Annotated in this window: 23 protein-coding genes and 2 riboswitches; of the genes, 11 read left to right on the top strand and 12 right to left on the bottom strand. The window is 67.6% G+C overall.

The window, feature by feature from the left end; translation table 11 throughout:
* The first annotated feature begins 83 nt into the window (after window positions 1–83).
* Window positions 84–455 carry a BlaI/MecI/CopY family transcriptional regulator gene (locus tag GLA29479_RS21255; RefSeq protein ID WP_057972783.1) on the top strand — a complete coding sequence of 124 codons (372 nt, stop codon included), beginning with the start codon at window positions 84–86 and terminating at the stop codon, window positions 453–455.
* A 78-nt stretch (window positions 456–533) separates the two neighbouring features.
* On the top strand, window positions 534–1,694 hold the full coding sequence (locus tag GLA29479_RS21250; protein WP_057972782.1) for a M56 family metallopeptidase: 1,161 nt from the start codon (window positions 534–536) through the stop codon (window positions 1,692–1,694).
* Between the two features lie 39 nt (window positions 1,695–1,733).
* On the opposite strand, the gene GLA29479_RS21245 is transcribed toward GLA29479_RS21250, so the two are convergent.
* The 7 genes from GLA29479_RS21245 to GLA29479_RS21215 form a co-directional block, all read right to left on the bottom strand.
* Window positions 1,734–2,366: an ATP-binding cassette domain-containing protein gene (locus tag GLA29479_RS21245; RefSeq protein ID WP_057973300.1), complete on the bottom strand. Its 633-nt coding sequence runs from the start codon at window positions 2,364–2,366 to the stop codon at window positions 1,734–1,736.
* A gap of 44 nt (window positions 2,367–2,410) precedes the next feature.
* The gene (modB, locus tag GLA29479_RS21240; RefSeq protein WP_057972781.1) at window positions 2,411–3,103 is read right to left on the bottom strand and encodes a molybdate ABC transporter permease subunit; all 693 of its coding nucleotides are present in this window, start codon (window positions 3,101–3,103) and stop codon (window positions 2,411–2,413) included.
* 10 nt (window positions 3,104–3,113) lie between these two features.
* On the bottom strand, window positions 3,114–3,887 hold the full coding sequence (gene modA / locus GLA29479_RS21235) for a molybdate ABC transporter substrate-binding protein (RefSeq protein ID WP_425599991.1): 774 nt from the start codon (window positions 3,885–3,887) through the stop codon (window positions 3,114–3,116).
* Between the two features lie 147 nt (window positions 3,888–4,034).
* Entirely contained in the window at window positions 4,035–4,553 is a 519-nt protein-coding gene (locus GLA29479_RS21230) for a molybdopterin-binding protein (protein ID WP_057972779.1), read from the bottom strand.
* Between the two features lie 9 nt (window positions 4,554–4,562).
* Window positions 4,563–5,435 carry an MBL fold metallo-hydrolase gene (locus tag GLA29479_RS21225; protein ID WP_057972778.1) on the bottom strand — a complete coding sequence of 291 codons (873 nt, stop codon included), beginning with the start codon at window positions 5,433–5,435 and terminating at the stop codon, window positions 4,563–4,565.
* A 26-nt stretch (window positions 5,436–5,461) separates the two neighbouring features.
* Complete coding sequence (locus GLA29479_RS21220; RefSeq protein ID WP_082638883.1) at window positions 5,462–6,307, bottom strand: S1/P1 nuclease; 846 nt, start codon at window positions 6,305–6,307, stop codon at window positions 5,462–5,464.
* A 228-nt stretch (window positions 6,308–6,535) separates the two neighbouring features.
* Window positions 6,536–7,159, bottom strand: coding sequence for an OmpW/AlkL family protein (locus GLA29479_RS21215; protein WP_057972776.1), 624 nt, complete (start codon window positions 7,157–7,159; stop codon window positions 6,536–6,538).
* Window positions 7,160–7,448: 289 nt separating this feature from the next.
* Here GLA29479_RS21215 and gap point away from each other — a divergent pair, with 289 nt between their 5' ends.
* The 4 genes from gap (at window position 7,449) to GLA29479_RS25470 (ending at window position 10,950) form a co-directional block, all read left to right on the top strand.
* Window positions 7,449–8,453, top strand: coding sequence for a type I glyceraldehyde-3-phosphate dehydrogenase (gene gap, locus GLA29479_RS21210; RefSeq protein WP_057919029.1), 1,005 nt, complete (start codon window positions 7,449–7,451; stop codon window positions 8,451–8,453).
* A gap of 494 nt (window positions 8,454–8,947) precedes the next feature.
* Entirely contained in the window at window positions 8,948–9,811 is an 864-nt protein-coding gene (locus GLA29479_RS21205; protein ID WP_057972775.1) for a HEAT repeat domain-containing protein, read from the top strand.
* Between the two features lie 17 nt (window positions 9,812–9,828).
* Window positions 9,829–10,740, top strand: a complete 912-nt coding sequence (locus tag GLA29479_RS21200; protein ID WP_057919027.1) for a hypothetical protein — start codon at window positions 9,829–9,831, stop codon at window positions 10,738–10,740.
* Window positions 10,741–10,803: 63 nt separating this feature from the next.
* Window positions 10,804–10,950: a hypothetical protein gene (locus GLA29479_RS25470; RefSeq protein WP_161786128.1), complete on the top strand. Its 147-nt coding sequence runs from the start codon at window positions 10,804–10,806 to the stop codon at window positions 10,948–10,950.
* A 90-nt stretch (window positions 10,951–11,040) separates the two neighbouring features.
* Here GLA29479_RS25470 and metE read toward each other — a convergent pair whose 3' ends face one another.
* Complete coding sequence (gene metE / locus GLA29479_RS21195; RefSeq protein ID WP_057972774.1) at window positions 11,041–13,323, bottom strand: 5-methyltetrahydropteroyltriglutamate--homocysteine S-methyltransferase; 2,283 nt, start codon at window positions 13,321–13,323, stop codon at window positions 11,041–11,043.
* Window positions 13,324–13,528: 205 nt separating this feature from the next.
* Window positions 13,529–13,735: riboswitch (cobalamin riboswitch) on the bottom strand.
* Window positions 13,736–13,755: 20 nt separating this feature from the next.
* Between metE and GLA29479_RS25465 the strand changes: the two genes are divergently transcribed.
* From GLA29479_RS25465 to GLA29479_RS21185, 3 genes are all read left to right on the top strand, one after another.
* Window positions 13,756–13,926 (top strand): hypothetical protein, encoded by a 171-nt coding sequence (locus tag GLA29479_RS25465; RefSeq protein ID WP_169795714.1) that lies wholly within the window; start codon window positions 13,756–13,758, stop codon window positions 13,924–13,926.
* Window positions 13,927–14,159: 233 nt separating this feature from the next.
* Window positions 14,160–15,179, top strand: a complete 1,020-nt coding sequence (locus GLA29479_RS21190; RefSeq protein ID WP_211265008.1) for a COG3904 family protein — start codon at window positions 14,160–14,162, stop codon at window positions 15,177–15,179.
* 144 nt (window positions 15,180–15,323) lie between these two features.
* Window positions 15,324–17,456, top strand: coding sequence for a TonB-dependent receptor (locus GLA29479_RS21185; RefSeq protein ID WP_082638880.1), 2,133 nt, complete (start codon window positions 15,324–15,326; stop codon window positions 17,454–17,456).
* A 46-nt stretch (window positions 17,457–17,502) separates the two neighbouring features.
* Here GLA29479_RS21185 and GLA29479_RS21180 read toward each other — a convergent pair whose 3' ends face one another.
* A complete protein-coding gene (locus GLA29479_RS21180) occupies window positions 17,503–18,549 on the bottom strand; it encodes an aldo/keto reductase (protein ID WP_057972772.1) in 1,047 nt (348 codons plus the stop codon).
* Window positions 18,550–18,677: 128 nt separating this feature from the next.
* Between GLA29479_RS21180 and GLA29479_RS21175 the strand changes: the two genes are divergently transcribed.
* The gene (locus tag GLA29479_RS21175; protein WP_144436676.1) at window positions 18,678–19,388 is read left to right on the top strand and encodes a hypothetical protein; all 711 of its coding nucleotides are present in this window, start codon (window positions 18,678–18,680) and stop codon (window positions 19,386–19,388) included.
* Window positions 19,389–19,406: 18 nt separating this feature from the next.
* On the opposite strand, the gene GLA29479_RS21170 is transcribed toward GLA29479_RS21175, so the two are convergent.
* Both GLA29479_RS21170 and GLA29479_RS21165 read right to left on the bottom strand, forming a co-directional pair.
* Window positions 19,407–19,778: an acyl-CoA thioesterase gene (locus GLA29479_RS21170; RefSeq protein ID WP_057972770.1), complete on the bottom strand. Its 372-nt coding sequence runs from the start codon at window positions 19,776–19,778 to the stop codon at window positions 19,407–19,409.
* 122 nt (window positions 19,779–19,900) lie between these two features.
* Entirely contained in the window at window positions 19,901–20,947 is a 1,047-nt protein-coding gene (locus GLA29479_RS21165; protein ID WP_057920186.1) for a ribonucleotide-diphosphate reductase subunit beta, read from the bottom strand.
* Between the two features lie 69 nt (window positions 20,948–21,016).
* Here GLA29479_RS21165 and GLA29479_RS21160 point away from each other — a divergent pair, with 69 nt between their 5' ends.
* Window positions 21,017–21,379 carry a four helix bundle protein gene (locus GLA29479_RS21160; RefSeq protein WP_169795713.1) on the top strand — a complete coding sequence of 121 codons (363 nt, stop codon included), beginning with the start codon at window positions 21,017–21,019 and terminating at the stop codon, window positions 21,377–21,379.
* A gap of 33 nt (window positions 21,380–21,412) precedes the next feature.
* On the opposite strand, the gene GLA29479_RS21155 is transcribed toward GLA29479_RS21160, so the two are convergent.
* Window positions 21,413–23,776 carry a ribonucleoside-diphosphate reductase subunit alpha gene (locus GLA29479_RS21155; protein WP_248842875.1) on the bottom strand — a complete coding sequence of 788 codons (2,364 nt, stop codon included), beginning with the start codon at window positions 23,774–23,776 and terminating at the stop codon, window positions 21,413–21,415.
* 422 nt (window positions 23,777–24,198) lie between these two features.
* Window positions 24,199–24,421: riboswitch (cobalamin riboswitch) on the bottom strand.
* Between the last annotated feature and the right edge of the window lie 500 nt (window positions 24,422–24,921).

The raw sequence follows: 24,921 nt of genomic DNA, 5'->3' as shown, positions 1-24,921 counted from the left end.
CGAGCAGTATCGCATTCCGTAAGCGGCGGGCTTGACAAGACCGTTTACAGGCGTAATCTCATTAAAAATTACGGATGTAAACGATGCAGATCAGCGAAGCCGAATCCCTCGTCATGGACGTGTTGTGGCGCCGCCACCCGCAATCGGCCGAAGAGGTCATCGCCGCGCTTGCCGACAGTCAGCAATGGCAGGAAGCGACGATCAAAACCCTGCTCAACCGGCTGTTGAACAAGGGAGCCGTGCGCGCCGACAAGGACGGCCGTCGTTATCTGTACGCGCCGGTGCTCAAACGCGAGGACTGGGTGATGGGCGAGAGCCGCAGTCTGCTGGACCGTTTGTTCGACGGCCGCGTCGCGCCCCTGGTCGCGCACTTCAGCGAGCAGCGCAAACTCAGCCGCAAGGACATCGCCGATCTGCGTCAGTTGCTCGACGAGCTCGACGATGACGCGCGCTGAGGTTATCGGCGCGGCCGCAGCGTCCAGGCGCGCGGCCCCGCGCGCAACGGCCGCGTCCTTCGGTCTGGAGAGGAACTCATGATCGTGCTGATCGAAACCACTGTAGCGATGAGTCTGGGTTTGCTGCTGGTGTTGGGCCTGCGCCTGCGGTTGCGGCGTGCCTTCGGTGCGGCGATCGGTTACGCCGCCTGGGCTCTGGTGCCGCTGGCGATGATCGCGGTGCTGTTGCCCAGCGCAGCGCGAACGCTGCCGTTGGCGGCCGCCGGTGCGGGCATGTCGCCGATGCCGCCGCCGATGCAGGCAGCCGCGCCGGCGGGCTTCGATCCGATGCCCTGGCTGCTCGTGCTGTGGGCGGTGGGTGCGATGGTCATGGCTGCAACCGTGTGGCGTCAGCAGCGACGTTTCCAGCGCGCACTCGGCCGCATCGAGCGCCGCGAGGACGGGCTCTATCAAGCCGAGGCGATCCTGGGCCTGCCGGCGGCGTTCGGCCTGCTGCGGCCGCGCATCGTGGTGCAGCGCGATTTCGATACGCGCTACTCGGCCGATCAACAGGCCTTGATCCGCACTCACGAACGCAGCCACATCCGCCGCGGCGACCTGCATGTCAATGCCTTCGTCGCCTGGCTGCGTTGCGTTTATTGGTTCAACCCCTTGCTGCATTACGCCGCACGCCGTTTTCGCCACGACCAGGAGCTGGCCTGCGATCTGCGTGTGCTCGCTCGCCACCCCCGGTCGCGGCGCAGCTACGGCGAAGCGATGTTGAAAACCCTGTTGGCGGCGAACCCTTCGCCGTTGGCATGCCACTGGGCGCAAGCCCATCCCTTGAAGGAGAGGATCCTCATGCTCAAGCAACCTTTGCCCGCGGCCAAGCGGGTCGCAACCGGCGCCGCCGTGCTCGCCGTGCTCGCCATGGCCAGCGGTTTCGGCGTCTGGGCCGGCCAACCCGCCGACGCACCGAAGACCGAATCGGTCTACCTGCACTCGGTGCCGGGCGAGCCGATGATTTCCCTGGCGGCGACGGACGAGAGGCCGCGCGAGGTCGCCCGTCGCATCGCTTCCCAGGCCGGCCTGGTCCTGGCCAATCCGGAGGCGCTCGCCGACAGCGGCAAGGGCGTGAGCCTGCAGTTCGATCGGATACCGGCGCGCAGCGCTCTGGAACTCGTCGCCGGCAGTTCCGGCATGAAGCCGGTGTTCCAGGGCGCCTCGGTCACCTTCGTGCCGGTCGACGTCAAGCGCTGAGGCCATCGGCCCCGCAAGGCCGGCAGGCTTCCATCGGGCTCAGGCGCCGATGGTGTGCACCTCGTCGGCGATGCGTCGCACTTCCTCGGGATAGTGACTGACGTAGATCATCGGCAACGCGATCTCGTCGCGTACCCGCTGCAGATAAGGCAACAGCTCGTCGCGGCGGTTCATGTCCAGCATCGAAAGCGGCTCGTCCAGCAGCAGGATCTGCGGCTGGGACAGCAGCGCGCGCCCCAGGGCGACGCGTTGGCTCTCGCCGCCGGACAAGCCGGCGATATCGCGCTCGAGCAAGGGCGCGATGCCGAGCAAGTCGACGACGGCCTCGAAAGCGAAGCGCGGCGCGTGCCGCGCTTCGCCGTGCAGGCCGTACAGCAGGTTGCGGCGCACGTTGAGGTGCGGAAACAGGCGCGCATCCTGGAACACGTAGCCGATGCGGCGGCGATGCGCCGGCACGTCGATGCCGCGTTCGCTGTCGAACAAACAGCGGCCGGCGATCTCGATGCGGCCGCGTTGCGGCCGCAGCAGCCCGGCCACCGCATACAGCAGCGAGGTCTTGCCGGCGCCGGATTCGCCGACCAGTGCGATCACCCGACGGCGGCTGCGAATGCGCACGCTGCGTTCGAAGCTGCCGCGGCGCAGGCTGAAATCGAGGACATGGATGTCGTCCATCGACGGACCGCCCGCGCCATGGTCGCGATCGGGCATGGCATCGCTCATCGGTGGGTCTCGCGTCGTTGGCGCTGCACCAGCCACTCCGAGGCGAATACCGCGGCGAACGAAATCGCCACCGCGACCAAGGCCAGGCGCAGCACGCCGGATTCGCCGTCGGGCACCTGCATCAGCCCGTAGATCGCCGACGACAGGGTCTGGGTTTCGCCGGGAATGTTGGACACGAAGGTGATGGTGGCGCCGAACTCGCCGAGCGCCTTGGCGAACGACAGCACCGCGCCGGCGACCAGCCCGGGCCAGGCCAGCGGCAGGGTCACACCGAAGAACACCCGCCAGCGGTTCGCGCCGAGGGTCGAGGCGGCCTGTTCGAGGCGGCGGTCGACCGCTTCGATCGACAGGCGGATCGCCCGCACCATCAGCGGAAACCCCATGATCGCGCTGGCCAGCGCGGCGCCGGTCCAGCGAAAGGCGAAGCTGAAGTGGAAGTAATCGGAGAGGAAGCGCCCGACCGTGCCCTGGCTGCCGAGCAGGATCAACAAGGCGTAGCCGGTGACCACCGGCGGCAACACCAGCGGCAGGTACAGCAGGGTGTCGAACAGCAGTTTGCCGGGGAAGCGGGTGCGCGCCAGCAGCCAGCCCATGGCGATGCCGAGCGGCAGGCTGCCCAAGGTCGCGACCGCGGCAACCTTGAGGCTGAGCGCGATCGCGGTCAGTTCGGCCGGGCTGAAGTCGAACATCGTCGCGCGATCAGTCCAGGGTCGCGAAACCGTGGCGGCGGAAGATCGCCGCCGCGGCAGGGCTCTTCAGCCACTGCGCGAACGCCGCCGCGCGCGGGTGCCGGTTGCCGCTGACGCGGGCGACCGGGTATACGATCGGCGGATGGCTGTCGGCCGGGAAGGTCGCGAGCACGCGCACTTTCGGCTCGGCGCGGGCGTCGCTGGCATAGACCACGCCGAGCGGGGCTTCGCCGCGCGCGACCAGCATCAGCGCGGCGCGTACGTTCTCGGCCTCGGCGACCTTGGGTTGCAACGTGGTCCAGACACCGAGTGAGGCGAAAGCCGCGCGCGCGTACTTGCCGGCCGGCACGCTGTTGGTCAGGGCCAGGGCGATGCGGCCCTCGCCGAGCAGCGGCCGCAGGTCGACGCCGGGCTTGAGCGCGACCGGCTTGGCGGTACTGGCCTGGGCGGCGATCAGCACCAGGCGGTTGCCGAGCAGGTTGCGGCGGCTGCCGGCGTCGATGAGTTTGCGTTGCTGCAGATAGTCCATCCAGTCCAGGTCGGCCGAGACGAATACATCGGCCGGCGCGCCCTGTTCGATCTGGCGGGCGAGGGCGGAGCTGGCGGCGTAGGACACGCGCACCGCTTGCCCGCTGGCCCGGGTGTACGCGGCCGCCGCTTCGTCGAGCGATTCTTTCAGGCTGGCGGCGGCGAACACGGTGATCGGTGCGGCGTCGTCGGCAGCTGCGGGCGCGGTTTGCGCCGACGCGGCGCTGGCAGCGAAAACGAAGCCGAGCGTGCACAGGGCGCCCAGCCAGCGACGGCGGATCGGGTTCATTGCAAACCTGTCGAGTGTGAGTCAGGGCGAGAGTAACGCGAAGTCGAGGCGGCGCGTCCGCAGGCGACGCAACACTGGGGGTTGCTGCCGCAACGATGGGGTGCAGCCCAGTGCTCAGGGCGCGTCTACCACCCGGATCGATTCGACCTGGCGTACCCAGCGTGCCGGCCGCGACTCGCCCGGCGCGATCAGCCGCCAGGGGCCGTCGGCGGCAGAGAGCGCGGTGCCGTCGCAGCGTCGGCTCAGCACGACCTGGCGGTTGCCGAGGCTGGGATCGAGCTCGGCCAGCGAGAACGCGGCGCGGTAGCCGTCGCGGGCGCGCACCACCACCAGGCGGGCGAGGTCGGCGCCGCGCAGTGGGGCGGACGGCATCGCGCCGCTGGCGCGCAGCAGCTCATGCAGGGCAACGCCTTCGCAGCTGAGCTTGCGGCCGTGGGCCTCGCCGGCCGCGACGATCTGCGGCAAGCGCGCGATCGTCGCCTCGTCGAGGGCGACCTCGATGGGGCCCGTCGGCGCGGGCGGCATTTCGGCGTTATGGCGATGCGGGTCGGCTGCGCTCGCGTTTGCAGCGGCGAATGCGGCGGCGAATGCGGCGATCGGGACGAAGCGACGCAGGATGTGCGGATCGGTCACAGGCTAGCCTCACAACTGATCGAGCGGAAGTTTCAGGTAACGCACGCCGTTGGCCTCGGGCTCGGGCAGGGCACCGGCCCGCAGATTGACCTGCAGTGCCGGCAGGATCAGCGCCGGCATCTGCAGGCCGGCGTCGCGCTGCTCACGCAAGGCGACGAACTCGGCCTCGCCGGTGTCGGCGCGCACGTGGATGTTGCTGCGCTTCTGCTCGCCGAGCGTGGTTTCGCAGGCCGGCTCGCGCTCGGGCTTGCCGTAGTCGTGGCAGACGAAGACGCGGGTAGCGTCGGGCAGTCGGTAAAGCGTTTGTATCGACCGGTACAGCATCGCCGCGCTGCCGCCCGGGAAGTCGCAGCGCGCGGTGCCGCTGTCGGGCAGGAACAGCGAGTCGCCGCTGAACAAGGCGTCGCCGATCAGATACGCGAGGCTGTCGCGGGTGTGGCCGGGCACCGGGATGGCGCGCGCCTGCAGATCGCCGATGGCGAAGCCTTCGTCGTCGTCGAACAGATGGTCGAAGGCGGAGACGGCCTCGGTGTCGGCCAGGCCGAACAGCGGCGCGAACGCGCGCCGGACCTCGCCGATGCCGCGGCCGATCGCGATCCGCGGCGGCGTTGCGCCGGCGGCGGCGATGGTCTCGCGCAGGGCGTGGGCCGCGCTGAGGTGATCGGCATGGGCATGGGTTTCGAGCAGCCAATCGATGCGCAGACTCAGGCGTGCGGCTTCATCGAGCAGGGCTTGCGCGCTGTCCAGGCCGGTGCGGCCCGAGCGCGCCTCATAGTCGAGCACCGGGTCGACGATGGCCGCCGCACGGGTCGCCGGGTCGGCGACCAGATACGACCAGGTCCCGGTTTCGCGATGATGGAACGGCAAGACCTGCGGCGACATACGGAAAGCTCCTGGCGGCGACCCGCTCAGCGGTGCGCGAGCGCGGCGTTGAGCACGCCGGCCAGGTGCGCGCCGCCGAGCCGCAACTGAGTTTCCGCCACCGGACGCCAGGTTTCCACATAGGCCGGTTGGAGCCTGTGGCCATCGGGATAGAAGCCCGGTTGCAGCACGATCCGGCACGAGGCTTCGGCCCAGGCCGGCGAGGCCGGCGGCAGGCCGAGCGCGCCTACGGCCGGCGCCGGCGTCTGCCGCAGTCGCTTGAGATAGGCCGCGTCGTCGAGCCTGCGCATCGACAACATCTTGCTGTCCCACAGCGAATGCAGATTGGTGCCGTAGCCGTCGACGGGCTCGGGCTCGCCGGGAATCTGCAACTGGTAGTCGTTGCCGCCCTTGTCGTGGCCGAAGCCGGCATGCAGCGGCTGGTGCACGTCGCCGACGAAATGGACCACGAACTTCAAGGCCTTCAGGCGTTCGTCGCGCGACCGGCCGCGGTCGGCGAGGATCGCGGTCTGGGCGCGGATCGCCTCGACCGCGCAATTGCCTTTAGGACAATCGCGCGCGGCGTCGTAACGGCAGTCGTCCTCGGCGAGATTGACGTAGTGCCACTTGGCGCTGCGCTTGCCGAGTTCGGGGTCGTTGCTGCGCAGGTCGTCGGCCCAGTTGGCGATGCCGGGCAGGCTCGGGTCGGCTTCGTCTTTCAGCATCCTGGCGATTTCGGCGCGCACATCGGGGCGCAGATCGTCCCAGGCCAAGGCCGCGACCAGGCGGTGCCCTTGCGGGCCCCAGGCCAGGCTGTTGAGCGGCAGCAGAAGCAACAGCGCCGAGTAGCGGCGCAAGGATTTAGAGAAAGAGCGCGGGCGGGTGGAAGTCATGGCGTCCACTTTACTGGAGCGGCCGAGCGCGGCCGCTGTCCGACTGTGGCGAGGTGCGGGTCTCGTCGATGGCCATGGCTTTGGTCATGCGGACGGTCGGCTGCAGGCGCCGAGTAGGGTCGCGAAAGCCGGGGCGGTCCGCAGGGTTTTCCGTGACGGGTCGGGCGACGCCGATAGCGATCGCGGCAGGCCCGGCCTGCCGCGATCGCGAACTCATGGCCTGCTCGTTCAGAACTTCATCACGTAGGCCAGACCGAACACGGTCGGGTCGATGGTGGCCTTGCCGATCTTCTGGTCGTTCAGCTCGACGTCGGTCTGGATGTCCATCCAGCGCGCATCCACGCGGATCGAGCTGCGTTCGGTCAGGATGAAGTCGACGCCGACATGGGCCGCCACGCCGACCGAGTCGTCGAGCTTGAGGCGGGTGCCGCGCAGCGCGCCGGTGGTCTTCTCGCTGAAGAAGGTCGTGTAGTTGACGCCCAGGCCGACGAAGGGCGAGACCACGCCGCGGCTGTTCCAGTGGTACTGCAGCGAGAACGTCGGCGGCAGGTGCTTGGTCGTGCCCACCTTGCCGACGCCCTTGATATCGATGTCGTGCTTGAACGGCGCGGCCGCCAGCACCTCGATGCCGAGGTTGTCGCGGATGAAGTACTCGAAGGTGATGGTGGGCTGGGCGTCGTCGCCGATTTCCAGCTCGGCCGCTCCGCCCAGCACGCTGCCGTTGTCGGACTTCGGATTGACCTGGTGAGCGCCGATACCCAGGGTGAAGTTGCCGGTCTGCTGGGCGAGGGCGGGCTGGGCCGCGCAGGCCAGGGTGGCGGCGAGGACGCCGCCGATCAGTCGCTGATTCATTCCTTGAGTCCCCTGTGAGGTCGTGAAGAGACCGATTTTGCAGGTTTGCTGAACAGGAGTCTGTCCGCACCGCACTCTAAGTACGCCGGAGAACGGCAAACCTAGACCTGCGTTCCATTCTTGTTGCTACGTGCCGCAAAAAGGCCCTAAAGCCGCTGCGGACGCGGTCACGGGCCGCGACGGACCGTGACGAGCCATCCATGGGGGCCGGACTGCGACCCAGCCCCTGCCTTGCTAGAATGGGGGTTTCCCCACTTGACCCGCCCGGGCGGCTGCAGGAGTTACCTCAATGACGATCAAGGTAGGCATCAACGGCTTCGGCCGCATCGGACGCAACGTCCTGCGCGCGGCGGTGCAGAATTTCGGCAACGACATCGAAATCGTCGCCATCAACGATCTGCTCGAGCCCGACTACCTGGCCTACATGCTGCAGTACGACTCGGTCCACGGCCGCTTCAAGGGCGAGGTCAAGGTCGAAGGCAACACGTTGGTCGTCAACGGCAAGAAGATCCGCCTGACCCAGGAACGCGACCCGGCCAACCTCAAGTGGGACGAAGTCGGCGCCGAAGTCGTGATCGAATCGACCGGCCTGTTCCTCGACAAGGTCACCGCGCAGAAGCATCTCGATGCCGGCGCCAAGAAGGTCGTGCTGTCGGCGCCGTCGAAGGACGACACGCCGATGTTCGTCTACGGCGTCAACGACAAGACCTACAAGGGCGAGGCCATCGTCTCCAACGCCTCGTGCACGACCAACTGCCTGGCGCCGCTGGCCAAGGTGCTCAACGACAAGTGGGGCATCAAGCGCGGCCTGATGACCACCGTGCACGCCGCCACCGCGACCCAGAAGACCGTCGACGGCCCGAGCAACAAGGACTGGCGCGGCGGCCGCGGCATCCTGGAGAACATCATTCCGTCGAGTACCGGCGCGGCCAAGGCGGTCGGCGTGGTGATCCCGGAGCTCAACAAGAAGCTCACCGGCATGTCGTTCCGCGTGCCGACCTCGGACGTGTCGGTGGTCGACCTGACCGTCGAGCTGGTCAAGGACGCGACCTACGCCGAGATCTGCGCGGAAATGAAGGCGCAGAGCGAAGGCGCGCTGAAGGGCGTGCTGGGCTACACCGAAGATAAGGTCGTGGCGACCGATTTCCGCGGCGACGCGCGCACCTCGATCTTCGACGCCGAAGCCGGCATCGCCCTCGACGGCACCTTCGTCAAGCTGGTCAGCTGGTACGACAACGAATGGGGCTACTCGAACAAGTGCCTGGAAATGGTCAAGGTCGTCGCCGGCAAGTAAGCGGCGGTCTCCTGGTCGACGAAAAGCCCCGCGAATGCGGGGCTTTTTTGTTGGGCGGGGTTTGTAGCGGCGATGGCGGAGGCAGGTCGTAGCGGCGAGAGCTGGGGCCATTCTGATCTCGCGGGTTTGGCGTGTATGGCCTCGTCTTGCCGGGGGAGTAAATCCCCCATCCCCTTTTTGCAAAGGGGAACGATTCGTAGCTTGCCGGCCCTGAACGAGGTGGCCTGAATGAAGGGGTAATTACGTAGCGATGCCGCATCGGTTCGCGACGATCCATGCATCGGTCGAGTTGTGACCGGCGTCGCCCCCGCATCGCTGCGTTTGCGACGGCTTGTCGTTAGGATCGAAACACGTGGTCCGGAGAGCGGTTGGACCACGATCCTCCGCGACGCGCAACCGTCGTCAGGCCGTGGCCAGTCCGAATGGATGGGCGACGGCGGCCGCAGGACGCGGAAGGTTTCGCTGGTTCGAACCCAAAACTCAAGGAAGGATGCATGGATGCACAATCGCGCTCTTTAGCCGATTCCAGATTCGCGCGCTTCAAGGACGCCGTCGACCGGCGCGTCGGCGAGCGCGGCATCGCCGGCATCGTCGATATGCAGGCGGACTTGCAGACCCTGCTGCAATCGGGCGCGATCGCCGCGCGCTTGCGTCAGGAGCTGTCGGACCTGCTCGGCGACGGCGAACAGGCGCTGCTGTGGGAAAACTGGAACCGCGGCGGCCTGTGGAGCCGGCACGGCGTGTTCCTGATGTCGGGCGAAGGCTGGTCGCTGCACCTGTCGCGCTATTTCAGCTCGTCCAGCGGCATCTTCACCCTCTCGCAGTACGCCTGCATCGGCGTCGCCGCCGGCGCCATCGAGCTGAGCACCTACGCCACCGGCGAGAGCTTCCGCAACGCTTACTTCGAGCGCGAGCAGAGCGTGCAGCTCAACCGCCGCATCGAGCTGGCCGACGGCGAGGCCGCGGCGCTGGGCGTGGACGACGCCGCGTTCAAGGTCGACGTGCGGCAACCGACCATCGTGGTGTTGTTGCTCTCGCAAAGCGCGGTCGATCTGCAATGGCGCTTCGACCCCGAGACGCTGCGCGCCGACAGCTGCATTTCGGCGCGCCTGAGCGATTCCGAACTGGTCTGCATCGGCCAGACCCTGGCCACCATCGACGCGGAGCAGGCACCGCAGGCCTTGCTCGAACTGAGCCGGCACCCGCGCCATTTCGTGCGCTGGTCGGCCATTCAACTGCTCGGCAAGGTCGACCCGCAGGCCGCGCTGGAGCGTCTACGCGATGCCGTCGACGACGAGCACGACGACATCCGCAGGGCCGCGACGCGTTCGCTCGCCGCCCTGGCCCCGACCGCCTGACCGCTAAGGACAACGCCATGGCCTACACCTTGAATGCCGCCGCGACCACGGTGGCCAGCGAAGAAGAGCTGTTCGATTTCATCTTCAGCCGGGTCGATACGCTCGACCCGGACAGCATCGCCGAAGCCGCGCCGGTGCTCGCCGCCTACGCCAACGACCCGGCCCTGGTCGCGCGCACCATGGCGCGGTCGCTGCGCTCGATCCTCGACGGCGAGCCGCCGCCGTTCGTCGCCCCGCAGTGCTACGTGATCGCGCGGCGCAAGCACGTGATGATCCGCGCCAACGTGTGGTCGCCGCTGAAGCAGACCGGCGCCTTGCGCAAGAACGAGGAGCGCGCGTACTCGTACGACACCGCCCACGACCACAACTTCCATTTCCTCACCGTCGGCTATTTCGGCTCGGGCTACCGCACCCACATCGCCGAGATCGACCCGGCCGAGTTGACCGGCGCCATCGGCGACAGCGCGCGCATCCTGGATTCGGAGGTCACGACCCTGCCCAAGGGCAAGATCATGCTCTACCGCGCCCACCGCGACGTGCACCGGCAGGCGCCGCCGGACGAGCTGTCGATCTCGTTGAACGTGCTGTTCAACAACCAAAGCCAGATCGCCAAGTGCCAGTACAACTTCGTGTTCGAGCAGGAATTCGGGGAAGAGCGCGCGCGCATCCTCAGTTACACCTCGGCGAGCATCCACAGCCGCTTGTCGATGCTGGCGGAAATGGCGGTGTTGGTCGGCGGCGACGAACTCACGCCGCTGTTCGCCGATGTAGTCGACTCGACGCTGCTGCCGCCGCGCATGCGCCTGATGTGCCTGGACGGCCTGCGCGACGACCAGGACGCTTATCGCGGCGCGCTCGAGCGCTTGTACGCCGACGATTGCGCGATGGTCCGCGATCATGCGAGCAAGGTGCTGCAGACGCTGCAATGAATCCGCGCGGCGTCGCCGGCGCGCCGCGGGATGTCATCGGGCCGGCGAATCAGGAGCAACTCTATGGAAGGCAGTCTGCAAATCCAGGATCTGGATTACGAAGTCGCACCGTTCAGCGTGTCCGGCGCCGACGTCGGCGCGATCGTGCGCTCGGTGGAAAGCTCCGGCCAGCCGGAGCAGTGGAACGTGCTGGCCTACGACGTGATGTAAGGCAAGCGCCCCTTCCGTAGTCCGGAAGGGGCATCGTCGGCGGCGCGCGCGCCGCCGACGGTTCGTGCTCAGCTCAATCGACTGCTGCGCTCAGTCGACTTCGGCGGCGACCTGCTCGCGCAGGCCGCGCGCCGACTGCACCATCGCCCGCAGGGCCGAGCGCACTTCCGGCCAACCGCGGGTCTTCAGGCCGCAGTCCGGGTTGACCCACAACTGCGCCGGCTCCAACACATCCAGAGCCTTGTCGAGCAAGTCGCGCATTTCGGTCTCGCTGGGCACGCGCGGCGAATGGATGTCGTAGACGCCCGGGCCGATGCCGTTCGGATAGCGATAGCGCACGAACGCATCCAGCAACTCCATGCGCGAGCGCGAGGTCTCGATCGAGATCACGTCGGCGTCGAGCGCGGCCACCGCCTCGATGATGTCGTTGAACTCGGCGTAGCACATGTGGGTGTGGATCTGGGTCGCATCGCCGACGCCGCTGGCGGCGAGGCGGAAGCTTTCGCCGGCCCAGCTCAGGTAGGCCGGCCAGTCGGCGCGACGCAGCGGCAGGCCTTCGCGCAGGGCCGGTTCGTCGATCTGGACGATGGCGATACCGGCCGCTTCCAGGTCGAGCACTTCCTGGCGCAAGGCCAGGGCGATCTGGCGGCAGCTGTCGGCGCGCGGCTGATCGTCGCGCACGAACGACCACTGCAGGATAGTCACCGGTCCGGTCAGCATGCCTTTGACCGGCCGTTGCGTCTGCGCCTGCGCGTAACGGGTCCAGTCGACGGTCATCGCCTGCGGGCGGACCACGTCGCCGAACAGCACCGGCGGCTTGACACAGCGCGAGCCGTAGCTCTGCACCCAGCCGTGGGCGGTGAAGGCGAAACCGTCGAGCTGCTCGCCGAAGTACTCGACCATGTCGTTGCGCTCGAACTCGCCGTGCACCAGCACGTCGATGCCCAGCGCTTCCTGCTCGCGCAGGCACAGCTTGGTCTCGTTCTCCAGGAAGGTCCGGTAGGCGGCGTCGTCGATCTTGCCGGCCTTGTGCTCGGCGCGCGCGCGCCGCACTTCGGCGGTCTGCGGGAACGAGCCGATGGTGGTGGTCGGGAACAGCGGCAGGCCGAGGCGCTGCGCCTGCACCTTCGCGCGTTGCGGATAGGGCGAGGCGCGCCGGGTCATCGCCGGTTCGACCGCGGCCAGGCGCTTGCGCACCTCGGCATTGCGCAACAACGGCGAGGCCAGGCGCGCGGCGCGCGCGCTGGCGGCGGTGGCGAGGTCGCGGTTGGCGTCGGCGCTGCCGGTGAGAGCGTCGGCGAGCAGGCGCAGTTCCTCGATCTTCTGCCGCGCGTAGGCCATCCAGTGACGCAGCGGCGCGGGCAGCTTGCGCTCCAGCTCCAGGTCGGTTGGCACGTGCAACAGCGAGCACGACGGCGCCAGCCAGTGCGCGCGATCGCCGGCGCGACGCGCCAGGCTCAGCGCGGCGTCGAGATCGGCGCGCCAGATGTTGCGGCCGTCGACCACGCCGAGGCTGAGGACGCGGTCGTCCGGCAACAGTGGCAGCACGCTTTCCAACTGCTGCGGCGCGCGCACCAGGTCGACGTGCAGACCTTGCACCGGCAGGCGCGCGGCGAGGGCGGCGTTGTCGCCGAGGCCACCGAAATACGTGGTCAGCAGGCGCTGTGGCGCGTCGGCTTCGGCCAGGGCCGCATAAGCGCGGCGATAGGCGTCGCGATCGTCGTCGTCGAGGTCGAGCACCAGGGCCGGCTCATCGAGCTGGACCCAGTCGGCGCCCGCGGCCTTGAGCTTGCCGAGCAACTCGGCATAGGCCGGCAGCAGGGCATCGAGCAGCTCGCGCGGATCGCCGCCGTCGCTGCGCTTGCCGAGCTTGAGGAAGGACACCGGGCCAAGCAGCACCGGCCGCGCCTGGATGCCGAGCGCGCGCGCCTGGGCCAGTTCGGCCAGCGGCTTGTCGCCGCGCAGAACGAAACGCTGGTCGCGCTCGAACTGCGGCACCAGATAGTGGTAGTTGGTGTCGAACCACTTGGTCATCTCGAGCGCGTGCAGATCGCGACGGCCGTCCTGCAGGCCGCGGGCGAGGGCGAAGTACCCGGTCAGCGGGTTTTCGTCGTAGACCTCGCGGTACGGCGCGGGGATCGCGTCGAACAACACGGCGGTATCGAGGACGTGGTCGTAGAGGGAGAAATCGTTGCACGGCACGACGTCGGCGCCGGCTTGGCGCGCCAGTTGCCAATGGCGTTCGCGCAGGCCGTGGGCGGTGTCGTGCAGCGCCTGGGCCGGCGTGTCGCCTTTCCAGAACGATTCCAGGGCCAGCTTGAGCTCGCGCCGCGCGCCTATGCGCGGGAAGCCGAGATGGGTGACGCTGATCATGATGATTACCTGCGATGCGTGGGCATGGCGCAGGGCAACGAAGGAGACCACGGCTGCGCCGGCCCGACGCTCGCGCGCCCGGCTTCGCCGCAACCCTTGGTGTCGACCTTCGCCCCCGCGGGCGAACCGGCGCGCACGACGCGGCCCGCGCCGGGACGGGCCCGGACGCAGCGCCGACACCTTGCGGGCCGGAGTCGGACGGAAGGCGAGCCTTCCGGTCATGGCAGGTCTTCGGGCTTGGGGCATGGAGCACGAGGCGCCTCCTACTGTCCGTCGCTTCCCGGGATCGCTCCCAGTGCCTGACGAAGTTCGTTCCCTATACCGCTGCGGGGCAGCTCCGGAATTGGACGTGGCGTCCGCACCGGATTCCCTCTAACCGCTGCCGGTGCGAACCGGTGGCGATTTGTCACATCGCTTCATCTGCATGAAGCGATGTTCACCATCACGCCGCCAAGCTACGCAGCGCGACCGGCGAAGTCAATCGCCGCGATCGCGATGCGTGGACCCGGTTTGCGATTTGTGGCCGCAGCCGGCGACGGCGCCGCGGCCGGGGCTTCCCCGGCTGCCGTTCATGCGCCGCCGACGATGATGTCGGCACGCTGACGAGCGCGAACGCCATGACCTCCTGCCGTTGAGCTTGGTGGGCCCTGGGGCTAACGTTCGTGCTGTGGCGACGATGCGCGGCGCGGGTCCAGGACGGCCCGCGCGATCCCGACTCCGATGGGTGGAACATGCTTTTCAGAAGGACGTTTGCGCTGACCTTGTGCCTGCTCGGACTGGCGGCTTGCGGGAGGGATTCCGCCGCGCCGCCGCCGGCCCGGCTCGAGCCGGTCACCATGGGCAGCCAGAACGAGTCGCCCAAGGTCGCCGCCGCGGACGCGTCGAGCGAGACCGACATCCTGCAGGGCACCTACTGGCCGCCGGCCAAGCTCGACGGCGGCGTGGCCAAGATCAGCTGCGAATACGACTACCCGCGTTTCGGCGACGGAAAACCGCTGACCGCGCTGGACTTCTTCAGCCTGGTCGACGCCTTGTCGCCGTGCCAGGCCAGCGGCGTGGTGCGCCTGCATTACCAGGGCAAGATCGGCGCTGGTTTCACCGCGCTGGTGCAGCGCGTTGCCGCCATGGCCACGCGCATGGAGATCCAGACCCGCATCCTCGACATCGACTCCAGCGGCGGTCACGTCGAGGAAGCGATCCGCGCCGGCGACTCGATCGCCGAGTCGGGCTGGGCGATCTGGGTGCGCGAGGACTCGGTCTGCCACAGCGCCTGCGTGTTGGTGCTGGCCGCCGGCGACACCCGCTCGATCGAGGGCAAGGTCGGCATCCACCGGCTGATGCGCGACCGCTCGACCGCGACCTCGCGCGCCGAACTCAGCCGCGAGCTGAAGGCGATCAACCAGCAGGTCCGCGATTATCTGGAACGCAACGGCGTCGCCACCGGCGTCGCCGACCTGATGATGACCATCGCCAACCGCGACCTGCGGGTGTTGACCGTGGACGAGCTCAAGCAGTTCGGCCTCGACGGCACCAACGCCGCCCAGGACGATCTCGACCGCATCCGCCTGACCCGCAAGTGCGGCGAGGACTTCGTCCGCCGCCGCGAAGCCTTCCGCCGCGATTTCGACGCGCAGTGCATGGCCACCGGCAAGAACTTCGCCTCCATGCCGGAATGCGCGAAGGCCTTGCAGGAGCAGTTCGGCTTCCCGGACGAGACCTGCCCCTCCGACAGTCCGGCCGATCTGTACGCCCGCGACCTGCGGCGTCTGCCGCTGCTGGACGACGAGGGCGCCGATGCCGACGCGCCGGCCACGGCGGGCGCGTCGAAGAAACGTTCCAACAAGAGCGCGGAATAACCGCCGTTCGTTCGAAGCGGTTGTCGCAGCGGCGTCGCACGACGGCTTGCGGCAATCGCGAGCGGCGGCGAGAATCTGCGCCCTGTCACAGCCAGAGCCCCTGCGGGTCTCAAGCCAGACCCCGTCACGCAGGAGCTGTCGCGCATGCCTTCGTTTCTCCGACCCGCGCGCCTCGCGCTGGCCTTGCTGCCGCTTTGCCTGGCCCCGTTGCAGGCGGCCGCGACCGATGCTGCGGTCGATACCATGGCCGGCGCCGCAGCCGATACCGACGTCCACCTGCTCGACCAGATTCAGGTCCTCGGCAAGGTCGGCCCGACGTTCGGCGCCGAGCGCAGCCGCAGCGCGACCAAGACCGACACCGCGCTGGTCGAGATTCCGCAGGCGATCACCGTGTTGCCGCGCGCCCTGATCGACGCGCAGGGCGGGCGTTCGCTCAACGAAATGCTGGCCTTGGTGCCGGGCGTGGGCCTCAACAACGGCGACGGTCAGCGCGACCAGGTCGCGATCCGCGGTTTCAGCGCGCTGTCGGACCAATACCTCGACGGCGTCCGCGACGACGCCATGTATTACCGCGACCTCGCCAACACCGAGCGCATCGAAGTGCTGAAGGGGCCGTCGGCGATGTTGTTCGGCCGCGGCTCCTCGGGCGGCCTGATCAACCGGGTCAGCAAGCAGCCGCTCGACGCGGCGCAGGGCAAGCTGCGGGTCTATGCCGACAGCGAAGGCGGACGCCGCGGCGAGTTCGACCTGACCGGCCCGCTCGGCGTCGGCGCGGGCCGCCTGGTCGGTGCCTACGAGGATTCCGACACCTTCCGCGAACAGGGCTTCATCGAACGTTGGCTGATCGCGCCGTCGTACCGTTTCGAACTCGGCGACGGGCAATTGCTGTTGCAGGCCAGCGCGCAGCGCGACGAACGGGTGACCGACTTCGGCATCCCGAGTCTGTTCGGGCGCCCGCTCGAGGTGCCGATCGACACCTACTACGGCTCCTCCGAGGCGCGCGACCAGGACTACAGCCGCGCCCGCGTGCAGGTGCTCAACGCGACCTATGCCAAGGCGCTGAGCGAGGATCTCGACCTGCGTGTGACCGTGCGCGGCAGCGACTACCGCCTGGACCGTCGTAATACCCTGATCACCGGCAACCCCTTCCAGCGCAACGGCCGCTGGCTGTCGAACCGGCGCCACGCCGGCAACGAACGCGACCAGCAGGCCTGGTTCGCGCAGGCCGATCTGGTCCACGAAGGCGAACGCCATCGCCTGTTGCTCGGCAGCGAGTTCAGCTACGAGCGCAAGGACCAGGCCAGCTATGGCGGTATCGCCACGCCGGTGGACCTGCTCGCGCCGGTGTTGAGCCCTTCGATCTTCAATCCCAAGGCCGAAGCGGCCGCACGCAGCCGGCTGCGCAACGCCGCCTTGTACGTGCAGGACCAGATCGCCTTGAACGCGCAGTGGAAGGCGGTGATCGGCGCGCGTTACGACGACTACCGCCAGCAGACCCGCGACCGCCTCAACGCTGCCGCGCCGGTACTGGAGCGCAGCGACCGCGAATGGAGCCCGCGTCTGGGCCTGATCTGGATGCCGACCCCGCAGCAATCGCTGTATGCGAACTGGGGCGAGTCGTTCCAGCCCTCGGCCGAGAGCCTGCCGCTGAGCACGGTCAACGTCGACCTGCAGCCGGAGACCACCGCCAATCGCGAGCTCGGCTACAAGTTCGCCAGCGCCGACGGTCTGGTGAGCTTCGACGCGGCCGTGTTCGAGACCGAGCGCGAGCACATCAAGACCACCGATCCGGTCGATCCGCGCAAGCAGATCAGCGTGGGCACGCAGCGTACCCGTGGCGCCGAACTCGGCTTCGCCGCCTCGCTGCTGGAGCGGCGCCTGGATTTGTACGCGGGCTATGCCTATCTCGATGGCGAGATCCGCAAATCCAACAACATCGCCAACGGCGTGGCTCTGCAGGGCCGCACCTCGGCGCTGACGCCGCGCCATAGCGCTTCGGTCTATGCCGAGTACCTGCTCGGGCGCGGCTTCAGCGTCGGCGGCCTGGTCCAGCACGTATCGATGCAGTACGCCGCGCCGACCAACCTCAGCGTGCTGCCCGCGTTCACCAGTTTCGACGTCAACTTGCGCTACCGCAGCGGCCCCTGGGATTGGCGCCTGCGCCTGGAGAACGCGTTCGACAAGCGTTACTTCAGTTCCGCGCACGGTTCGGTCGACGGGTTCAACACGCCGGGGGCGCCGCGCACCCTCAGCCTGACCGCCGATTACCGCTTCTGAGTGCAAAGCACGCGCCGCGGCCGAAGGCGGCCACGGCGTGAGCGACTCACCAACACCGTTCGACCCGCGCGCCGCCGAACATCACCTGCCGGATGCCGGGCAGGGCCAGGAAGTCGTGCGGGAAACCGAGCTGGACCGCGCTGGCGTCGTCGAGCCGGCGCTGTTGCGTCTCGGTGAATTCGATGTCGAATGCACCGAGATTTTCCTGCAACTGCGCCAGGGTGCGCGCGCCGATCACCGGCGCCACCGCGCCGGGCCGGCGCAGCAACCAGGCCAGGGCGACCTGCGCCGCCGGCCGTTCGAGTTCGGCCGCGACCGCCTTGACCGTGTCGGCGATGTCGAGCGCGCGTTCGGTCAGGGCGCCGTTGCCGATCGCCACGGCCCGGCGGCCTTCGGCGTTGCTCGCATCGAGGTCGGCGCGCGTGTACTTACCGCTCAATACGCCCGAGGCCAACGGCGACCAGGCGGTGACGCCGAGGCCGAGTTCGGCCGCCATCGGCAGCAGTTCGCGCTCGCTGTCGCGCTGGGCCAGGCTGTATTCGGTCTGCAGGGCGATCAACGGCGACCAGCCGCGCAACTCGGCCAGGGTCTGCATGCGCGCGGCCTGCCAGGCCGGAAGATCCGACACGCCCGCATACAAGACCTTGCCGGCACGTACCAGGTCGTCGAACCCGCGCATCACTTCCTCGACCGGCGTGGTCGCGTCCCAGGCGTGCAGATACAGCAGGTCGATGTAGTCGCTGCCGAGCCGGCGCAGGCTGGCTTCGACCGACTGGCGCAGGTTCTTGCGGTGGTTGCCGCCGGCATTCGGGTCGCCGGGGTTCATGCACAGCGAGAACTTGGTCGCGATCACCAGCGCGTCGCGGCGGCCGCGGGCGAACTCGCCGATGAGGGTTTCCGAACTACCGCCGGTGTAGAGGTTGGCGGTGTCGATGAAGTTGCCGCCGCGTTCGAGGTAGGCGTCGAACACGCTGCGCGCTTCCTCGGCATCGCTGCCCCAGCCCCAGTCGTTGCCGAAGGTCATCGTGCCGAGGCAGAGCGGGCTGACGCGCAGGCCGGAGCGGCCCAGGGTGCGGTAATCGTCCAAGCGCATGTCGTGATTCCATCGAGGGGGAGCCACGAGTCTAGGCAGCGCCGTGCCGGCGAAATATCCGCAACTTGCTTCCGGGCGCGCGCCGGGTGAGGCTGATGTGGGCCGCCGCTTGCGGCGATGGAGCGCAGATGTCGAAGCAGGAAGCGAAACCGAAACAGAAACCGAAGCAAGAAGCCGCCGCCGGCACGAAGGATCCGGTCAGCGAGGATTTCCCGGTGACGATGGCCGAATGGAAGGTCATGACCGTGATCGCGATCGGCGTCGCGATTACGGTCGCCCTGATCATGACGATGGTGAGCCTGGTCGATGGGAGCGGGCCGGTCGCGGTGGAACCCAGCGGCTTGTGGCGGGCGTGGAACCTGTTGCTTATCGCCGGCCTGATCTATGGCGCTTATCGCCTGGGGCGTTGGCCGAGTCTGCGGCCTTGGCGCGTGCTCGCGGCCGGGCCGTTGCTGATGGTGCTGGTAGCGATGTGGATGGCGCTGGGTTGGTCGGTGGACCGCTACAACGCGCGTTGGGGACGCGAGGAGTGGGTGGTCGGCAAGACCGCCAACCTGCATTGGCAACAGCATTGGAGCAAGAACGGCGGCCCGAGCGTCACGGTGAGCTTCCGCTTCGAGCCGGAGGGCGCGGCCGCCGACGGCGTGGATCGCTCGCGCTACATCGAGACCTCGCAGCCGTTATACGAGTCATTGCGGCAGAAACCGCGCTTGGGGATGCGCCTGCGCCGCAGTTGGGCCGGCTTGTCGTATCGCGCGCTGGTGTTGTGCGAGCAGCCGAGCGGCGCGTGCACGGGCACGGTCGTGCCCGAGCCGAAGACGCCCGGCATGACGCCCTGAACGTACTGGCCGCGCGTCTCAGGGCGCGAGCGGCGGCACCGGCGTGGGCTTGCCGTCGCTGTCGAGCGCGATCATGGTGAAGCGGCCGCGGGTGGCCAACTGGGATTCGCCCGAAAGCAGGTCTTCCTTGTGCATCTCGACCTCGACCTGCATCGAAGTGCGGCCGGTCTCGACCACGCGCGCGATCAGTTCGACCAGCGCGCCCTTGGGCACGGCGGTGTGGAAATCGATCTGCTCCGAACGCGCGGTGACCACCGTGCGGCGGGCATAGCGCGAGGCGGCGATGAAGGCGGCCTTGTCCATCCACGCCAGCGCCTGGCCGCCGAACAGCGTGCCCAGGTGGTTGGTGTGGTCGGGGAAGACGATCTCGGTCATGCGCGCTTCGATCATTTGAGGAGTGAGCTTGGAGGAATGAGGGGTGAGCTTGGAGGAGTGAGCTCAGAGGAGTGAGGAGTGAGTTAGGAGCAAGAGCCGCCCTGCTCACTTTTCACTCCTCATTTCTCGCTTCTGCTTTAAAACGCTTCGTCGAACGCGACTTCGCCCTGCACACCGACCTGATAGGCCGAGACGCGGCGCTCGAAGAAGTTGGTCACTTCCTGCACGTCCTGCAGGTCCATGAAGGCGAAGGGGTTGGTCGAGCCGAAATGCTTGGGCATGCCGAGCTGGGCCATGCGCTGGTCGGCGCAATACTCCAGGTACTGGCGCATGTCCTTCAGCGACAGGCCGACCACGCCGCCGGACAGCACATCGCGGGCGAACTGGTACTCGCATTCGACCGCTTCCTCGAACATCTTCACCACCTGCGAGCGCAGATCGGCGTCGAACAGGTCGGGCTCTTCCTCGCGCGCGGTGCGGATGACCTCGAACGCGAACGCCATGTGGCAGCTCTCGTCGCGGAACACCCAGTTGGTGCCCGAGGCCAGGCCGTTGAGCAGGCCGCGCGAACGCAGGTAATAGACGTAGGCGAAGGCGGCGAAGAAGAACAGGCCTTCGATGCAGCCGGCGAAGCAGATCAGGTTGAGCAGGAACTGGCGGCGTTGCTCGCGGGTTTCGATGCGCTGCAGACCCTGGATCGAATCGATCCAACGGAAGCAGAACTCGGCCTTGGCGCGGATCGAGGGGATGTTCTCGACCGCGTCGAAGGCCTTGGCGCGCTCGTTAGGGTCGGGCAGGTAGGTATCGAGCAGGGTGAGGTAGAACTGCACGTGCAGCGCTTCCTCGTACAGCTGCCGCGACAGATACATGCGCGCTTCCGGCGCGTTGATGTGCTGGTACAGGTTCAGCACCAGGTTGTTGGAGACGATGCTGTCGCCGGTGGCGAAGAATGCGACCAGGCGTTCGATCAGGTGGCGTTCGGCCGGACCGAACTTGTGCTTGAGATCGTTGACGTCCTGGGAGAAATCGACTTCCTCGACGGTCCAGGTGTTGCGGATCGCATCGCGGTACATCTCGTAGAAGTGCGGGTAGCGCATCGGCCGCAGGGTGAGATCGAAACCGGGGTCCAAAAGCTTGGTTTCGAGTGCGGAGGAGCGAGGAGTGAGTGGGGAAGTCGCTGACATGGACATAAGGGGTTTTCCGATTTTAGGTATGCGGCGGATGAATCAACCTCTGTCATGAGGGAGGAGCCGATGCACTACCAAGTAACTACGATTTGGGGCAAGTCCATGAGGCTGGCGGAACAGGTTTGCATCGTTTCGACGCAACTCCCGGCGATGGAGCGATATGGAATTCGGTTGCAATTGACCCGGTCTGCCGTGTCGGTGCCTAGCAATATCGCCGAAGGCTGGACGCGGGAGTCGAAGAAGGAGAAGGCGCAATTCTTGGCCATCGCACACGGTTCGCTATCGGAGCTTCACACCCAACTGCTGATCTGCGAGCGAGTGGGTTGGCTGTTCCCGGCTGATCTCGTCGAAATAAAAAGACTTATCGACGAGACCAGCCGAATGCTTACCGTCCTGCGAAGAACCTCAAGGTCACTGGAGCCGCCTTGACTCGCTCCTCACTCCTCTCGACTCACTCCTGCCTTACTGGCAGGCTTCGCAAGATTCGGGGTTTTCCAGCGAACAGGCGATCGCCTCGCTGGCGCTGAACTCCACCGGCACGAGCTCCGGCTTCGGCTTCGGCGTCGCCGGCGCGCTGACCGTGGTCTTGGCGATCTTGGTGGCCGGGCGCGAGCGCAGGTAATAGGTGGTCTTCAGGCCCTTCTTCCATGCGTACATGTACATCGAGCTGAGCTGGCCGATGTTCGGGCTTTCGATGAACAAATTGAGCGACTGGCTCTGGTCGATATACGCGCCGCGCTCGGCGGCCATGTCGATCAGCGAGCGCATCGGCAGTTCCCAGGCGGTGCGATAGACCTGGCGCAAAGCGTCCGGCACTTCGGTCACCGACTGGATCGAACCTTCGGCCATCTTGATCCGGTCGCGCATCTCCGCGGTCCACAGGCCGAGCTTCTTGAGCTCTTCGACCAGGTACTTGTTGACGACCAGGAAGTCGCCCGAGAGGGTCTCGCGCTTGAACAGGTTCGACACCTGCGGCTCGATGCACTCGTAGCAGCCGGCGATCGAGGCGATGGTCGCGGTCGGCGCGATCGCGATCAGCAGCGAGTTGCGCAGGCCGTGCTCGGCGATGCGCTTGCGCAGCGCGTCCCAGCGCTCGGGCTGCGACGGGGTCACGCCCCAGGCCTCGAACTGCAGCTCGCCGACCGAAGCGCGGGTATCGGCGAAGGACGGGTGCTTGCCGTGTTCCATCGCCAGCTCGTTCGACGCCGACAGGGCGTGGAAGTAGATCGCCTCGGCGATCTCCTGGGCCAGCTTGCGCGCCGGCTCGGAGTCGAATGGCAGGCGCAGCTTGAAGAACACGTCCTGCAGGCCCATCGAGCCCAGGCCGACCGGGCGCCACTTGAGGTTGGCGCGGCGCGCGGTCTCGATCGGGTAGAAGTTCAGGTCGATCACGCGGTCGAGCTGGCGCACGGCCAGGCGCACGGTCTCGGCGAGCTTGTCGAAATCGAATGCGCCCTTGCCATCCTCGTACATCTCGACGTGGTGCGAGAGGTTGATCGAGCCCAGGTTGCAGACCGCGGTCTCGTCCTGCGAGGTGACCTCGAGGATCTCGGTGCACAGGTTCGACAGGTGGATGACGTTGCCGTCGCGCAGGGTCTGGTTGGAGGCGCGGTTGGACTTGTCCTTGAAGTTCATCCAGCCGTTGCCGGTCTGCGCCAGGGTGCGCATCATCCGGCCGTAGATGTCGCGCGCCTTGACCTTCTTGGTCGCCAGGCCGGCCGCTTCGGCGGCGTGGTAGGCGCGATCGAAGGCCTCGCCCCACAGGTCGGTCAGCTGCGGCACCTTGGACGGGTCGAACAGCGACCAGTCGGCGTCGGCCTCGACCCGGCGCATGAATTCGTCGGGAATCCAGTTGGCCAGGTTGAGGTTGTGGGTGCGGCGCGCTTCGTCGCCGGTGTTGTCGCGCAGTTCGAGGAACTCCTCGACGTCGGCGTGCCACGGCTCCAGGTAGACGCAGGCCGCGCCCTTGCGCTTGCCGCCCTGGTTGACCGCGGCGACCGAGGCGTCGAGGGTCTTCAGCCACGGCACGATGCCGTTGCTGAGGCCGTTGGTGGAACGGATCAGCGAACCGCGCGAACGGATGCGGGTGTAGCTCAGGCCGATGCCGCCGCTGAACTTGCTGAGCTTGGCCACGTCCATGTAACGCTTGTAGATCGCTTCCAGCGAGTCGTCGGGCGAGTCGAGCAGGAAGCAGCTCGACAGCTGCTCGTGGGTGGTGCCGGCGTTGAACAGGGTCGGCGAGCTCGGGATGTAGTCGAGCTGGGCCATGCGCCGGTACAGGGCGAGCGCGTCGCCGACGTCTTCGCTGAGTGCGCAGGCGATGCGCAGGAAGAACTGCTGCGGGGTCTCGATGACGGTGCGCGCGGTCGGATGGCGCAGCAGGTAGCGGTCGTACAGGGTGCGCAGGCCGAAGTAATCGAACTTGGCGTCGAGGTTGCGGTCGATCGCGTCGTTGAGCTTGCGCGCATTGGCCTGGACGAAGTCGAGCAGGCGCTGGTTGATCAGGCCCAGGTCGAAGCCGCGCTGGACCGACTGCGAGAACGCATGGATCTCGATGCCGGCGACTTCCTTTTCGATCACGCCGGCGAGCAGGCGCGCGGCGAGACGGCCGTACTCGGGTTCTTCGGCGGTCAGCAGGGCGGCGGTGCGGATCGACAACTCGTCGAGTTCGCGGGTGGTCGCGCCGTCGTACAGGCCGGAGATGGTGCGGGTGGCCACGCGCATCGGGTCGACCGCGTACAGGTTCTCGCCGCTGCGGGTCACCGCGCGCACGATCTTGTTCAGGTCGACCGGCTCGCGGCGGCCGTTGCGCTTGGTCACGCTCATGGTCAGGTTGGCCGCGGGCGGGGTCAGCGCGAAGCCGGTGTCGGCTTGCGGGTCGCGGGCGGGTTTGGCGGCGGTGTCGGCGGCGGGGGAGGCGGCGGACGATTCGGGTGCGAGCGTGGTCATGGCGTAACTCCGGGGCGTGGGTGCACGGGTCGCCGACCTTCCCGCGAAGGGCGACGCGCGGAGAACGCGGACGCGCCAGCGACGACCGGCCGCGCAGCGGCGTCGTCGATGGCACGGCCGTGCCCCCGCGGGCGCGGAACTCGGGAGCTTGCAGGCGAGGTGTCGCGCGGCCCGAGACGGGCGCATCCCGAGTCGGCGCGCGTGGCGGCGCCGCAACGGAACGAGCACGACGGCGGAGCCATCGTGCTGCGACACCGGCCGTCTTCCCCCGAAGACTCCTGGGCCGGTACCGCGCGGTGTGCAACGCGCGGCTGTCGGCAGGTCTTCGGGCTCGGGACACGACGACTCGCGTCTCCTACTGGCTACCGCTTCCCAGACGCGAGGCGCGTCCAGTGCTTGGTAGCGTTCGTTTCCCATACCGCTGCGGGGCAGCGCCGGCTTTGGACGTCGCGCTGGCTGCGTCCTTACCGGCTTCCCTATTGAGCCAATCTCGCGATCGGCACCGACGGGCACAACATAGTGTGGTTTATCGATTCCGTCAACGCGATATGTGGTGAACAAGCTGTGTATAGAATGCGTGAAGCCTTGTCCTTCAAGGCTTGCGGCTTGGTGTAACGTTCGTGACCAAGCGCACGACACATGGAACAGGGACGGGTGATGGAAGCACTGATCGGTTTATTGATTCTGGCGGTGGTGTTGGTGCCGATCCTGCTCATCGTGGCGCTGGCGCAAATCGCCGGGCTCAGGGCGCGGCTGTCCCGGCTCGAGCAGCGCGTGGCCGAGCAGGCCGAGTCCTTGAGCGAGGCGAGATTCGACCACCGCGACAATGAAACTCTGGCCGAGCGGATCGCGCGCGAAGCGCCGCCGCAGACGGTGCGTCCGCCGCGGCCGGTGGCTCCCACCACCGCTGCGCCCCGGCTGCTCCGCCTACCGTTACTCCCCCCGGAACCGTTCCGCCGGTTTCGGCGCCGCCGCCCACGCCGCCGCCGGGCCCCAACGTGCCGCCGCCGATCCCGCGCGAC

It is taken from the genome of Lysobacter antibioticus, from assembly GCF_001442535.1.
GTDB classification, from domain to species: Bacteria; Pseudomonadota; Gammaproteobacteria; order Xanthomonadales; family Xanthomonadaceae; genus Lysobacter; species Lysobacter antibioticus.
Note: the sequence above shows the minus strand (reverse complement) of the source record. Positions and strands in the feature narration are given on the sequence as shown.

What these genes read in the sequence shown, in the direction of transcription:
- metE (WP_057972774.1), bottom strand. Translation starts at nt 13,323, where the DNA reads ATGATCAGCGTCACCCATCTCGGCTTCCCGCGCATAGGCGCGCGGCGC.
- GLA29479_RS21205 (WP_057972775.1), top strand. Translation starts at nt 8,948, where the DNA reads ATGGATGCACAATCGCGCTCTTTAGCCGATTCCAGATTCGCGCGCTTC.
- gap (WP_057919029.1), top strand. Translation starts at nt 7,449, where the DNA reads ATGACGATCAAGGTAGGCATCAACGGCTTCGGCCGCATCGGACGCAAC.
- GLA29479_RS21190 (WP_211265008.1), top strand. Translation starts at nt 14,160, where the DNA reads ATGGGCAGCCAGAACGAGTCGCCCAAGGTCGCCGCCGCGGACGCGTCG.
- GLA29479_RS21160 (WP_169795713.1), top strand. Translation starts at nt 21,017, where the DNA reads ATGCACTACCAAGTAACTACGATTTGGGGCAAGTCCATGAGGCTGGCG.
- GLA29479_RS21180 (WP_057972772.1), bottom strand. Translation starts at nt 18,549, where the DNA reads ATGCGCTTGGACGATTACCGCACCCTGGGCCGCTCCGGCCTGCGCGTC.
- GLA29479_RS25470 (WP_161786128.1), top strand. Translation starts at nt 10,804, where the DNA reads ATGGAAGGCAGTCTGCAAATCCAGGATCTGGATTACGAAGTCGCACCG.
- GLA29479_RS21200 (WP_057919027.1), top strand. Translation starts at nt 9,829, where the DNA reads ATGGCCTACACCTTGAATGCCGCCGCGACCACGGTGGCCAGCGAAGAA.
- GLA29479_RS21165 (WP_057920186.1), bottom strand. Translation starts at nt 20,947, where the DNA reads ATGTCAGCGACTTCCCCACTCACTCCTCGCTCCTCCGCACTCGAAACC.
- GLA29479_RS21250 (WP_057972782.1), top strand. Translation starts at nt 534, where the DNA reads ATGATCGTGCTGATCGAAACCACTGTAGCGATGAGTCTGGGTTTGCTG.
- GLA29479_RS25465 (WP_169795714.1), top strand. Translation starts at nt 13,756, where the DNA reads ATGTTCACCATCACGCCGCCAAGCTACGCAGCGCGACCGGCGAAGTCA.
- GLA29479_RS21225 (WP_057972778.1), bottom strand. Translation starts at nt 5,435, where the DNA reads ATGTCGCCGCAGGTCTTGCCGTTCCATCATCGCGAAACCGGGACCTGG.
- GLA29479_RS21175 (WP_144436676.1), top strand. Translation starts at nt 18,678, where the DNA reads ATGTCGAAGCAGGAAGCGAAACCGAAACAGAAACCGAAGCAAGAAGCC.
- modB (WP_057972781.1), bottom strand. Translation starts at nt 3,103, where the DNA reads ATGTTCGACTTCAGCCCGGCCGAACTGACCGCGATCGCGCTCAGCCTC.
- GLA29479_RS21185 (WP_082638880.1), top strand. Translation starts at nt 15,324, where the DNA reads ATGCCTTCGTTTCTCCGACCCGCGCGCCTCGCGCTGGCCTTGCTGCCG.
- GLA29479_RS21245 (WP_057973300.1), bottom strand. Translation starts at nt 2,366, where the DNA reads ATGGACGACATCCATGTCCTCGATTTCAGCCTGCGCCGCGGCAGCTTC.
- GLA29479_RS21155 (WP_248842875.1), bottom strand. Translation starts at nt 23,776, where the DNA reads ATGAGCGTGACCAAGCGCAACGGCCGCCGCGAGCCGGTCGACCTGAAC.
- GLA29479_RS21170 (WP_057972770.1), bottom strand. Translation starts at nt 19,778, where the DNA reads ATGATCGAAGCGCGCATGACCGAGATCGTCTTCCCCGACCACACCAAC.
- GLA29479_RS21215 (WP_057972776.1), bottom strand. Translation starts at nt 7,159, where the DNA reads ATGAATCAGCGACTGATCGGCGGCGTCCTCGCCGCCACCCTGGCCTGC.
- GLA29479_RS21255 (WP_057972783.1), top strand. Translation starts at nt 84, where the DNA reads ATGCAGATCAGCGAAGCCGAATCCCTCGTCATGGACGTGTTGTGGCGC.
- GLA29479_RS21220 (WP_082638883.1), bottom strand. Translation starts at nt 6,307, where the DNA reads ATGACTTCCACCCGCCCGCGCTCTTTCTCTAAATCCTTGCGCCGCTAC.